This is a genomic window from Curtobacterium sp. VKM Ac-2922, assembly GCF_022815645.1.
Classification (GTDB): Bacteria; Actinomycetota; Actinomycetes; order Actinomycetales; family Microbacteriaceae; genus Curtobacterium.
In genome coordinates, this window is the sequence record NZ_JALGRO010000001.1 from 393,008 (window position 1) to 405,287 (window position 12,280).

General features: G+C 69.8%; 8 protein-coding genes and 1 tRNA gene. 3 read left to right on the forward strand and 6 right to left on the reverse strand.

From position 1 onward, the window contains the following. Window positions 1-285 precede the first annotated feature (285 nt). A complete protein-coding gene (locus MT346_RS01865; protein ID WP_243561052.1) occupies window positions 286-2,628 on the reverse strand; it encodes an AAA family ATPase in 2,343 nt (780 codons plus the stop codon). A gap of 162 nt (window positions 2,629-2,790) precedes the next feature. Between MT346_RS01865 and MT346_RS01870 the strand changes: the two genes are divergently transcribed. The 3 genes from MT346_RS01870 to MT346_RS01880 all read left to right on the forward strand — a co-directional run bounded on the left by MT346_RS01870 (window position 2,791) and on the right by MT346_RS01880 (window position 5,164). Further along, window positions 2,791-2,863: transfer RNA gene (locus tag MT346_RS01870), tRNA-Val, on the forward strand. Between the two features lie 673 nt (window positions 2,864-3,536). After that, on the forward strand, window positions 3,537-4,727 hold the full coding sequence (locus MT346_RS01875) for a hypothetical protein (protein WP_243561053.1): 1,191 nt from the start codon (window positions 3,537-3,539) through the stop codon (window positions 4,725-4,727). Beyond that, complete coding sequence (locus MT346_RS01880) at window positions 4,724-5,164, forward strand: hypothetical protein (RefSeq protein ID WP_243561054.1); 441 nt, start codon at window positions 4,724-4,726, stop codon at window positions 5,162-5,164. The genes MT346_RS01875 and MT346_RS01880 overlap by 4 nt, the downstream gene beginning before the upstream one ends. Before the next feature lie 443 nt (window positions 5,165-5,607). Here MT346_RS01880 and MT346_RS01885 read toward each other — a convergent pair whose 3' ends face one another. The 5 genes from MT346_RS01885 to MT346_RS01905 are packed head-to-tail and all read right to left on the reverse strand — an operon-like array spanning window position 5,608 to window position 12,136. Then, entirely contained in the window at window positions 5,608-7,149 is a 1,542-nt protein-coding gene (locus tag MT346_RS01885; protein WP_243561055.1) for a CdaR family transcriptional regulator, read from the reverse strand. Beyond that, window positions 7,146-8,297, reverse strand: coding sequence for a DUF917 domain-containing protein (locus tag MT346_RS01890; RefSeq protein ID WP_243561056.1), 1,152 nt, complete (start codon window positions 8,295-8,297; stop codon window positions 7,146-7,148). Before MT346_RS01890 ends, MT346_RS01885 begins: the two co-directional genes overlap by 4 nt. Window positions 8,298-8,328: 31 nt before the next feature. Beyond that, the gene (locus MT346_RS01895; RefSeq protein ID WP_243561057.1) at window positions 8,329-9,444 is read right to left on the reverse strand and encodes a DUF917 domain-containing protein; all 1,116 of its coding nucleotides are present in this window, start codon (window positions 9,442-9,444) and stop codon (window positions 8,329-8,331) included. Next, window positions 9,441-10,583, reverse strand: a complete 1,143-nt coding sequence (locus MT346_RS01900) for a DUF917 domain-containing protein (protein ID WP_243561058.1) — start codon at window positions 10,581-10,583, stop codon at window positions 9,441-9,443. The genes MT346_RS01895 and MT346_RS01900 overlap by 4 nt, the downstream gene beginning before the upstream one ends. After that, on the reverse strand, window positions 10,580-12,136 hold the full coding sequence (locus tag MT346_RS01905) for a hydantoinase/oxoprolinase family protein (RefSeq protein ID WP_243561059.1): 1,557 nt from the start codon (window positions 12,134-12,136) through the stop codon (window positions 10,580-10,582). Before MT346_RS01905 ends, MT346_RS01900 begins: the two co-directional genes overlap by 4 nt. Window positions 12,137-12,280 lie beyond the last annotated feature (144 nt).

The window sequence follows — 12,280 nt, forward strand, 5'->3', positions numbered from 1 at the left end:
CGGGAGGCACGGTGCCAGCCGGCCACGCGCCTCCCGTGCGCCACGGCGTGACGTCGCGTCCGCGATCGGCGTGACCGCAGCCCGTCGGATGACGGTGGAGGGCCTTTAGCTCAGCTCGTAGAGCGCCACGTCTACACCGTGGATGTGAGTCCCGTCGCTCGCGCTCCGGTGGTTGTCGAAAGCCCAGGTCACGACGGTGATCGTCCCATTCACTCCGGCCGGTCCGAGCGTTGCGCTCGTGTCCGTGTAGGTCGGTGTCGGTGTCGGTGTGGGAATGGGGAAGTGCTAGGCGGCAGCGACCGGTTCCACCGTGACCGAGGACGTATCGATGTACGACAGGTCCGGGATAACGGCGGCGCACATCTGCTCGAAGTGCGGCCGATCCACTGCCGCGATGAAGCGGAACACCGACTCGAGGACGACCACTGCTTCGTGCATGTCCACGGGACGAGAGATGTCCGCTTCTTCGCTGTGCGACGACTGGTGAAGGAAGCGCACCAGACGCTGGCGAACGGGTTGCTCGATTCGGTGTTCGTCGAACGCTGTCCGCATACTCCCATCGAAGTCGCCCATGTGCATTGGCAACCGGAAGGCGAGGAACGACTCCAAGAGCCGCCTCGCGCCGTTCGGTAGGAGCGCAGCAGCCTCAAGCTCAGCCTCGAACTGCGTACCGGCGTTCCGCTCGAGGACGGCACTGCCGACCCGCCAGAACAGGTAGTGGTACTGGGAGCGCAGCTTCTTGCGGAGTTGAGGGTCGCTCCAGCTCCGCAGGACCGGCACGCGACGGGGGACGCCCTCAGCGTCGCGACTCACCCTTGAGCGCAGCTCGTGCAATGAGTACGAGTTGTCCCGACGGATCCGCGAATTCAGCCGGTCCAGTTGGTTCACCCACATCCGGAAGAGCTCGAAGCTGTGCGTGAGCAGGATTAACTGGTGGCGGATACCCGCTCCGACAAAGGTGTTCCAGAGGTGCCCGGAGACGCCGACCATGATTTCCTGGTCGAGACTCGACACCGGATCGTCGATGATGACGGTCAGGTCGGCGCCACGCATCGTCTCGTCGCGGAGGCTGCACAGGAAGTGGAGCAGGGAGATCGCCGTCCGTTCGCCCTCGCTCAGACCGACGGCCGGGCGCCCGTCCCGTTCGATGGCGTAACGCCCGTCGACGGCGGTGAAGCGGAGCTCATCGCGACCGAGGAGGACGGCAACGTCTCGGGTGAGCTCGCTAGCAAGTGGTCCCGCGTCGAGCCCGGCAGAGTTCAGCCGCTCACGTTCGCGGGTCAACTGCTCGCGCTCGGCGGCATGGTCTGCCGCTCGTTGCTCGGCGCGGATCGCTCGCTCGGACAATGACACGTACTCCGAGCGGATCAACTCGACACGAGCGCGCTCGACACGATCGGCGGCGTCCGCGCGGATCGACTCAAACGCCGCCGAACGCTCGTTGTGGTCGCGCAGCACGAGGTTGAGGGCGGCTAAATCGTCCGATTGGCCGTCGACTGCACCGGCATCGAACGCAACCACGTCGAACATCGCGGAGCGCTTGGTCGCGATCGCACGGCGAACCGCGTCCAGCGCCTCGCTTCGAGATGTGATGGCCTCTCGCACCCCGGCGAGCAGCTCACCGTACGTGTCCCGGAGCGGCGGATACAAGAGATTTGCTGCCGGCGCCCGGGAGATCATGGCCTGCTGAGCCGCGATGACCGAAGCGACGCGTCCGTTCAGTGCGTCGAGCGTGCGCTCCAGCTCCCGAAAGCGGCCGTCGAAGTGCGCGGCCAGAGCACCTCGGCGCTCGTCGGTCACCACACCGCCACAGAACAGGCACCGGTCGAGTTGCTCATGCCTCGACACGCCTTCACTCACCCAGGTGCTGTCCTCTGGATGCTCCGCCACGTCATCGAGTACTGCGTTCGAAACCGAGGTCGCAAGCGCCTGACGCACCTCAGCGACCAACGAAATGACACTTTCACCCGTGCATGTGAGGAGGGGGACAGGCTCCATCTTCTGCGGACGAACAGTTTCGAGATGCGTCGATATGACGTCGTCGAGAGATCCGTCGAACCTGGTCGGGAAGGAGTCGAGCAAGGCTTTCACTTGACGACGGTTGTAGGCCCGGCCGTACCGTGCGCTCACGTGCTGCAGCTCGCTGTGGATCGTCGCAGCGGTCGCCGTTGCGAGACGGTCGGCGGCATGTCGTGCGCGGCCGGCATCCGCGATCGCAAGACGCTCCTCGCTTTCGATGACATCGAGGCGTTCCGCGATCTGCGCGAGCCGTGCCTCGCGACCAACGCTCTCCTGACCGAGGACGAGAAGCGGTGCTGCCTCGCTGCGATCCGCGCCGAAGCTAAGGTTGTTCTCGATGTAGTCGTGGTTGAACACGCGGACGCGTGTCCAGAAGGGATCCTCGCTCGACGTGACATGACGAAGCCTGTCGCCATCCTCGACTGAGACATGAATGGTCGGGGTCGCGGACTCCGCGGTCGCCTCGCCAAAGGCTCGTGCGATAGAGGACTTTCCGGTGCCGTTGCCGCCGTAGACCACGTTGATCCGCTCAAAGTCTGCGGGATCGCTGCCGGGTTGCCAACGCTGGAAAAGGCCAATGCCGTCGATACGGACGATGCGCTTGATCACGGGACCCCCGGCCCTTCGAGTGGACCCGGTGGGGTCGAACGAGCGCCGCGGCGCCGAGGTCAAGTATCTTGCACGCGGGAGTCGGCCACCGTCGTCGGCGACGGCGAGTCGCGCCGCTCGTCGTCACGATGCCGGCTCATCGGCAAGTAGGATAAGCCCTGAGGGCTCTTAGCTCAGTTGGTAGAGCACTTCGCTTACACCGAAGTGGTCGGCGGTTCGAGCCCGCCAGAGCCCACCGGACCTTCGCAATGGTTCCGGCTCGTGCTAAGGGTCAGCTCGACCGAATCGATTATTGATCAGCCGACTTAGAGCTCGTGGGGCGCACGGGCCTGCACCGAGAGCTGTCCGCCGGGACCGTCGCCCCCCACGGTGACTCTGAACGGCTGCCCCGAGCCGTGATTCCGTCCAGCGCACGCGCATTCACACAGCCATGCGTTTTCCGGGAGTCCCGTCTTCCAGCACGCTTCCACGCATTTCTCGACCCCGCCGTGCTGGATGATCTTCACCCGGCCGTATCGTGCAGCGAGTCCAAGGATGACCGCGTTCGTGTGCGGCCGCGAGACCTACCACGATCGGGAGCTGGGGGAGTAGCCAACCTGACCCCGCCGTGAAGCGCAGAACATGTCTCCGAGGATGGTGTATCCGCGTCTGTTGCCCTCGAACGGCATGTTCTGAATCTCGGTGCGCCGGCCGGGGCGAATGGTCACCGTGAGAACACTCACGCTCCGAGCGTACGTGCTCTCAAGCGCTGCCCGAGGGAGGGCCAACCTCCTGATGACCCCGATCGAGGAACGTGCTCGACACCTGAACTCGGGGTGGCACTATCTGCCGACATGAGGGATCGTCGGTCGAATGGGAAGCGCGGCAGCCACCGGGTCGGGATCGTTGAGCCAGCACGAGGTGATGCCGTGAGCCCCGACCAGTCAGGGAAGATCGCGGTCACTCTGCACGGGAGCCGCGTGATGATCGACCGCGTCGTCTTCGTCGAACTGTTTGAGAACTCTGTCGTGAGTGCACGTGTTCCCTATCGCCACGCCCTCGAACGGTCGATGATCAGCTTCTCCGAACTCGTCGATCTGGCGCGCACTGCACAGGTGCCGTACGCACTCTGCTTCGCGCCGCGCGCGCTGGTTCGGGCGCAGGTCGAAACGAAAACGCAGAAGCTGCTGCAAGGGCTGAGTAAGGACACTTTCGCCGTCAACTCGCGTACGACGATCGAGCTGAGCGACGTCGAGCTCATCGTGAAGGATCTTGTGCGGAAGCAGATGATGCTGCGCACTCACGACGAGTCGCTCGCCGAGAACAAGATCGTTGGAGTCCTCCGGAAGCCTCGGGCGACGATCGAAGAGGACGTCGCCGCACTGCTCACAGCCCTCGACTTGGATGTGGCCGTACTCCGCTCGGCGCGATCGAAAGGTGCCGCCTTGTCGTTGCTCATCGAGACGCTGGAGGCCCACCAGATCCTCGTCTCGCGCAGCGTCCGCGGCTTCATGCCGCAGCTCATCGAGGTCAAGTTCAGTGGGCTGACCATCAAGGACAAGAAAGTCCCGTACATCTTTCTCTCGCGGGGGAGTCACGGCGACGACGAGGAGCCAGAGGGGCGTCAGCTCTTCACGCTGACCCTGCTCACGGTTTTGGTCGCGCGCGGTATCTTTGCGCCTGTCACCTACGACGGACGGAACCTCGCGTCGAACCCGGGCCGCGAGTACGACATCGTTGGCGAGATCCTGATGCCGGTGACGCAGATGAGAGCGGTTTCGTCCGACAATCTCGGGGAGATCAGGAGTACCGCCGACTCCTTCAAAGTGACTCCGAGCGCGATGGTGGTGCGCCTCCAGCGACTCGGGCTCCTCAGCCGTTCCGCGGCTCAGCGACACCTCGAGGAACTTCGCGTCAATTTCGCCAACCGGCCGAAGTCGCAGGGCCGCCAGCCGAAACCTGTGAACGGGGTCCGGACATACAACGGTCGAGAGCTCTCCGTCCGCATGCTCGGCGCGCTGGATGCCGGCAGGATTACCGAAGGTGAGTTCTGCCGAGCGGTCTGCGCGAACAAGATCCGGCCGCGAGAGATCCGAGACTTCCGGGAGGCGCTCGGATGATGGGGACGTTCTACCTCCTCGACAACAACGTGTTGACTCGGCTGACGCCGGAGCAGCGCTCCTCGGCGTTTGTGCACGAGCAGTGTCGGCTGCCGTCCGAAGTGCTTCACGAAGCACGATTCCTTCCGGACGTCGATTCGCTGCGCGCGCTCGAATACATCACTAACGAGGGCGTCCTCCTGTACCTCGCGGCCGTGCTCCAACGTGTTCCAGCTGAGGACACGACCCTCATCGACCTCTATGCAAATCTCGGGAATGCCGACCCATTGTTGCTCGCGTGCGCGCTCGACGCGCTGGCCGAGGCCGAGCTGGGTCTGTTCGGTGCGGAGTGGGTGGTGGTGTCGAACGACCGCGCCGTGGTGACGCTGGCTGGTGACCTCGGCGTGCCAACACTCTCGAGCGAGGCGTTCTCCTCGGTGCTCGTCGAGGACAGCTGAGACGGAGCGGTCGGGCCACGCCGGTTCGTCTTTGCTTCCTCAGTCGCATGACAGGTCTCGCTCCTCCGAGCGCTCGCGTCGAGCTCGCATCATCCGCGATGGCGGCCATGTCTCCGTCGTCGTCCATCCAGTGGGAGTGGCGTTTGACGGTCTGCTGTGTCGTGCTGTGACCAACCTGGCGCAGCCAATTCGTCGCGCGGACCTTCGCCGCCTACAGTGCCGGCGTCGCGAGTCCTCGTGTGTGCTCGGGTGCTTCTGCGTGTCGGTGTGGTGTTGGTGAAGACTCGGACGCGAGCAACTAGCGGCAGAGAACCGGACTTTAAACAGCTGCGATGTTTGCGGTTACTTGCCTACCGGTCCGGCTGCGCCCAGGGATAAGGACGTTGACACCGTGGATGTCGTCGGTTCGATCCCGGCAGGGCCCACCAGCAGCAAGGTCGCCGTCAGTCCGCCGCCCCGAGCGCCCGCGTCGCCAGGTGCAGCGCGAGCCGTGTCTCCGGATCCTTCAGGTCCACCCCGATCAGCCGCTCGATCCGCGCGATGCGGTCCCACACCGTGTTGCGGTGCACGCCGAGCACGGCGGCCGTCTCGGCGACCGAGGACTCCGCGTCCAGGTACGCCGCGAGCGTCGCCCGGAGGACACCCCCGCCGCGCTCGAGCGGCGCCAGCAGCTGCTCGGCCGCGGGCAGGAACGTGTCCGTCTGCGTCCATGCGAGCAGCAGCTGCGCCAGGCCGAGCCGGTCGACGTGCACGAACCAGCCCGACTCGGGCCGGCCGGCGGCCAGACGTGCGGCGTCGCCGGCCTCGCCCAGGGTCCGGACGAGCCCGGCGGGTCCGGCGTGCACGCTCCCGACCCCGGCGTTCGTGTCGACGGCGCTGCGCAGGGTGTTCTGCGCCGAGCGGACCGCAGCAGCGACCCCTGCGACGGTGACGCGGTCCGGCTCGTCCACCACCGAGGTCCACAGCGCCCAGCCGTCGGCTTGCTCGACGACGACGACCGGCAGGTCGTGCGCGCCGAACGCCGTCTCGACCTCGCGCCGCAGGGCGACGGCGTCGACCGGCTGTCGGGCGACCAGACGGATCCCGATGTGCCAGGCGTCGAGTTCCCACCCGGCGGCGAGGGTGCGCTGCACGAGGGGCGGAGCGGGTGCGCCGTCGGCAGCGCGCAGGTCGTCGAGCATCGCCATCCGGTAGCGGGCGTCACGCTCGTCGTCGAGCCGGGTCAGGACGAGCCGGTGTCCGACGGCCACGGCGGCGACCTGCAGTGCGGCTGCGACCGTCGCACGTTCGGCAGGCAGGGGCACGGTCAACCCGACCGCCAGCCACGCCCGGGGACCGATGCCGGTCGGGACGGGGACCGCGACCACGGTCTCGCCGTCGGCATCCGTGGCCCACACCGGGTCGCTCGTGCCGAGGGTCCGGGCGAGCAGGGCGGCGGTGTCCGGTGCGACCCCGTCCCCACGCAGCGGCCGACCGGACGCGTCGAGGAACCGCACCGGGTGCCCGAGCTCGGACGCGAGTCGGGTGAAGACCTCGTCGAGCGCCGGACCGGCGTCGAGTCCGATCCGTGCGGCGGCCAGTGCGGCTCGGGCGGCGGGGGCATCGCCGGACCCGAGGAGTTCGTGCACGCGCACCGATGCCGCCCAGGGGTCGGGTGTCACGATGATGCCGACGCCCAACCGCTCGGCGAGCGCGGCGGTACCCGGCCCGACGGACGGCGAGGCCCGACCGACGTCGCCGACGCCGACGAGCAGCGCGGGGACCCCGGCGGCAGCAGCCCGGCGCAGCAGCACGTCGAACCGGGCGTCGAAGCGGTCGACGGGCGTCAGCAGCGCGACGATGCCGTCGCCCGGATTGATCGCGCGGCCGACCTGTTCGGGCGGCCCGACGATCCCGCGCACGTGGTCGGCGGTGCCGGACGTCGGACCGGCGAGCACGGCGGTGCCGGCGGGCAGGAGCGGGACAAGTTCGCCGACCGGGATCATGCGGCGGCCCCGGGCAGGGAGAGCGCGGCGGCCCCGTGCAGCGGGGATGCGGCGGCCCCGGGCCGCGGGGACGCGGCGACCTCGGGCACGGGGTCGGCGTCGATGCCGAAGGCGCGCGGACCGACCCGGGCCAGCCGGCGCGGCTCGCGCCACCACCACGCCGCACCCGGCAGCACCAGGACCGCGAGCTCGTCGCCGACGCGTGCACGATCGGTCGTGACGGGCGCGAGGGACCGGGCGTCGACCACGACGATGCAGCTCGGCGTGCTGGCGACGGGCTGACCGTCGACCAGGCAGTGCACCCACTCGCTGCCGGCCTCGACCCGGACGACCGCCCCGGTGTCCTGGTCGCGCAGCGCCATCGACCCGTGCACGAACGACAGCACGTCCCCACCGCGCTGCACGTCGAGCACCCGCCCGCGAGCGACCAGCCGTCCGCCGATCGCTGCCCCGAGGTGGTCGACGTCGGTGGTCCGGGCCGCGGCACGTCCGACGTCGAGTGCGCGACTGACGCTGCCCGTGACGCACCGTTCGGCCAGCACGTCGACGTCGACGGGGCCGATCGCGAACGCCGCCCACCCGCCGCTGTGCGACACCGCCTCGCGCCACACCGTCTCCAGGTCACGGGGGTCCGGCGCGTCCACCACGATCCGCAGACCGCTCGAGGTGACGGCGGCCGCGGTGACGGCAGCGAGCGGGTCGACGAACAGGCTCAGCTGGTCGATGCGGGGTGTGGCCCGGCCGACCAGGTCGGCGTCGACCAGGGGGAGTCCCGCCGCGTGCGCCGTGAGGGCGGCCGCCGGCGCGGTGACGCCGCCGATCTGCGCCGCGATCACGGCGTCGGCCCGCCGGCCGGTCCACCGCTCGACGGCGGCCAGGGCATCGGGCAGCTCGCGCCCGCTCGGCACCTTCTCCTCGAGCACGGTCGTCGAACCCACCAGTCCGACGGCCATCACCGACCGCACGCCGCCGTCGACGGGGACGACGGGCACGCTGTCGGTTCCGAGTGCGATCCGGAGCGCGTGCACCATGTGGTCGACCTGGCCGCCGCCACCACAGCCGAGCAGGGCGGCACCGCGACCGAGACGCTCGGCATCGTCGGCCTGGAGGCCCGTCACGGCTCCGTCGCGCTGCTCGCCCTGGTGCACGGCTCCATGCTGCCACCCCGGCACGGCCTGGTCAGGCTCCCGGCACCAGGACGTCCGCGTGCAGGTCCTCGACCGGGACGAAGGCGTCGTCGAGCCCGAAGCACGCCGGACCGAACACGGCGAGCGCCTCGGGCGTCCGCATGAGGTCCGGCGTCGACACCCCGATGACCCGGACCCGTTGGCCGTAGCGCAGTCGCTCGGTGGTGATCGGTTCGGCGGTCTCGGCGTCGAGCACGCAGATCAGGTCGGGGACCACGGCGACCAGGCGTCCGTCGCGCCGGGCGACCAGGTTCTCGTTCTGGAACGCGATCTCGAGCGTGGAGCCGTCGGCACCCTGCACCGCTGCCCGACCCTTGGCGAAGCCGTCGACGGTGCGGCGCTCGACGTCGACGACCTTGCCGTCGAACAGTTCGCGCAGGTGCGTGTAGATCGTCTCTCCGAACGCCTGGGCGAGCGCCTCGACGGGGTCGCGGTGCTGCTCGCGGGCGTGTCGGATCGCGCGTCCGACGGACAGGGCGAGCGACAGGGTGCGGGGGACGGCGGTCGCGCGGACCTGGCGTCCGGTCATCGCGTACTCGGCGATGTAGGCGACCCCACCCAGGCGGATCGTGACGCCGCGCGCGAGCCACTCCATCTGCCGGTTGTCGGTGCCGGTGTCGATGACGACGCCGTGGCCGTTCTCGTCGCTGATGGCGAGCGGGGAGCCCGGCACCCCGTACACCGAGAACGTCTCCATCTGCAGCTCGGGGAAGGCCCGGCCCATGCCGTCGGCGTCGACGACGGGCAGCCCGCCGGTGGCGCCGACGAGCAGGGGGATCATCGAGTTGATGCCGCCGCACTCGATCGGCATCGTCGCGGTCGCGGTGCGGCCGAGGTGCTGCTCGAGTCGTCGGAGCGCACCGAGGGGTTCGGGGCCGGCGGGGATGCGTTCGAGGACGACGGTCGGTGCGCCCATCTGCGCGGTCGGGATGACCAGGGCGTCGTCGTCGACCTCGGACGGGTCGAGGATCGTGACGGGGCCGTGCTGCTGGATCGCCGCGCGGACGAGCAGCATCCCGATGGTCGGGTCGCCCCCGCCGCCGGTGCCCAGGAGCGCGGCGCCGCGGGCCAGGTCGGGCAGGTCGTCGACGTCGATCGTCCAGCTCACGGTCGTTCTCCCTCGCTGACGGTGCCGTCGTGGCGGATGGCCCGGGTGTCGTAGCCGAAGTACCGCGGGCCGGCCAGGGCCAGGCCCGCGGGCGTGTGCCAGCGCGGGTCGGCCGGTGCGGTGACGATCCGCACACGGGCACCGAACCGCAGCCCCTCGGTGGTGATCGGTTCGCCGGTCTCGGCGTCCAGCGTGATGATGAGATCGGGGGTGGTGGTGCGGACCTGGCCGGCCACCTCGACCAGCAGGTGCTCGTTCTGGAACCGGAGCACGGCCTCCAGTCCGGTGTCCGGACCGGAACCGGCGATGCGGGCGGTCCCGCGCGCGAACCCCGTGACGGTCTTCCGCTCGACGTCGGCGACCTTGCCCTCGAACACCACGGTGCCGCCGAGGACCGCGGTGACGGCGGCGACCGGGTCCTGGTTGGCGGATCGTGCGTCGGCGAGCGCCTCGCCGAGCCGGACGCACAGCGACAGGCTGCCGCGGACGTACGACTGCTGGACCTGGGCGCCGGTCATGGCGTAGTTCGCGGTGATCGCGGAGCAGCCCATCTCGACCGTGGCGGTCCGGGCGAGGCGTTCGGCCCACCGGTTGTCGACGGTGTCGAAGACGACCGTGTTGCCCTTCTCGTCGGCGAGCGCCATCGGGGTCGCCCGGATGCCGGACAGGGTCGGCAGGACCATCTGCACCTCCGGGAACGCCCGGCCCATGCCGTCGCCGTCGACCAGGGGGAGTCCGAGCTCGGCGGCGGCGACGATCGGGCTGGTCGAGTTGACCCCGCCGACCTCGATGCACGCGATGTGGGTCGGGGTGACGCCCAGGTGTGTGGCGAGGGAGCGGATCGCCTCGGCGAACTGCGTCGCGGACGGCAGCTTCTCGACCATGACGGTCGGTGCGCCGATCATCGCGACGTTGAGGACGACGGCGTCGGCCGGCAGGTCCTCGACCTGCACGATGCTGACCGGGCCGTGCGCGCGGACGGCGGCCTCGGCGAGCAGGCGGCCGATGTAGGGGTCGCCGCCGCCGCCGGTGCCGAGGATCGCGGCGCCGCGGGCCAGGGCGGAGCAGTCGGCGCCGATCTCGGTGATCGGGCGGACGGCCGTGTCGGTTGCGTGCGGAGCCGTGTCGGTCGCGCTCATCGGACCAGCGCTCCGAGTGCCAGGTCGCCGACGGCCTTGGCGCGGATCCGGGTCGCGTTGCCCGGCAGGTAGGGGATCGGCACCTCGTCGAAGTCGACGATCGCGACGCTCGACGGGTCCGCACCGGCAGCGACCGCGCGGTCGACCGCCTCTTGGCGTGCCTCGTCCACGACGGACGACCGCTTGCCGTCGCTGATCGCGTAGACCTTGTCGACCTCGCCGGACACCTGCGCGATGGCCGCGCCGATGGCGTTCGCGACGGAGTAGTGCTCGGGCCGGTGGACCGTCCCGAGGCCGGGGAGGGTGTCGGGCAGCAGGACGGACCCACCGCCGACGGCGACCACGGGCAGGGGCTCCGACGAGGTCCGCATGCGTTCGACGACGTCGGCGACCCGTTCGGCGATCACGGCGAGGGCCCGCTCGGCGATGTGCGCGGGGATGCCGGCGACACGGCTGGCGTCGCCGATGTCCCCGCGGCCGCCGCGCACCGCGACGTCGGTGGCGGTCAGGGTGTCGCCGCCGAAGACCATGCCCTCGTCGGTCAGCCGGTAGCCGACCGAGTCGGGGCCGACCAGGGCGCCGTCCTCGCGGATGCATGAGCCGCCGCCGATGCCGATCGACAGCACGTCCGGCATCCGGAAGTTCGTCCGCACGCCCGCGACGGCGACCTCGCCGGTGGCCTCGCGGGGGAAGCCGCCGGTCAGGACGCCGACGTCGCTGGTGGTGCCGCCGACGTCGACGACCGCGCAGGTGTCGAACCCGGACAGCACCGCGGCACCGCGCATCGAGTTGGTGGGGCCGGAGGCGAAGGTGGCGACCGGGTAGCGGCGGGCGTACTCGACGTCCATCAGGGTGCCGTCGTTCTGGCTGAGGAACAGGGGTGCGTCGATGCCGCTCGAGGTGACCGAGCTGGCGAGTCCGTCGACGATGCCGTCGGCGAGCTCACGGAGTGCGGCGTTGATGATCGTGGCGTTCTCGCGCTCGAGCAGCCCGATGCGGCCGATCTCGCTCGACAGCGAGAAGGCGACGTCGGGTCCGAGCTCGGCGGCCAGGATCTCCTGCGCGCGCTGCTCGAACTCGTCGTTGATCGGCGAGAACACCGACGAGATCGCGACCGAGCGGATGCCCGCGGCCCCGATCGCCGCAGCGTGCCGCTTGAGTTCCTCGGGGTCGAGCTCGGAGATCACGCGCCCGTCGAACTCGTGGCCGCCGTGCGCCAGGAACGGACGCCCGCGCACCGCGGTGACCAGGTGGTCCGGCCAGTCCGTGAACGGCGGCAGCGACGCGGTGGCGGGCAACCCGAGCCGGACCGCTGCCGTCGGAGCCAAACCACGTGCCTCCACCAGGGCGTTGATGAAGTGGGTCGTGCCGATCATGACGCCGTCGATGTCGGACGACGCGAACGCCCGCTGCTCGCGCAGCCCGGCCAGCGCGGCGACGATGCCGCTCGTGACGTCCTGGCTGGTGGATCGCTTGACGCCGGCGGCGACCGTGCTGCCGTCCATCAGGACGGCGTCCGTGTTCGTGCCGCCGACGTCGATGCCGATGCGCATGGGGTTCCCTTCGGGGTGGTGCGGGGTGCTGGGTGGTGGTGCCGGGTGGGCGCCGACCGTGCCGTTCGACGGATCAGGAGGCAACGGCACGGCCGGCGCGGGGGTGGGGGGGGGGGGGGGGGGGGCCCCCGCCGCCCGGGGGGG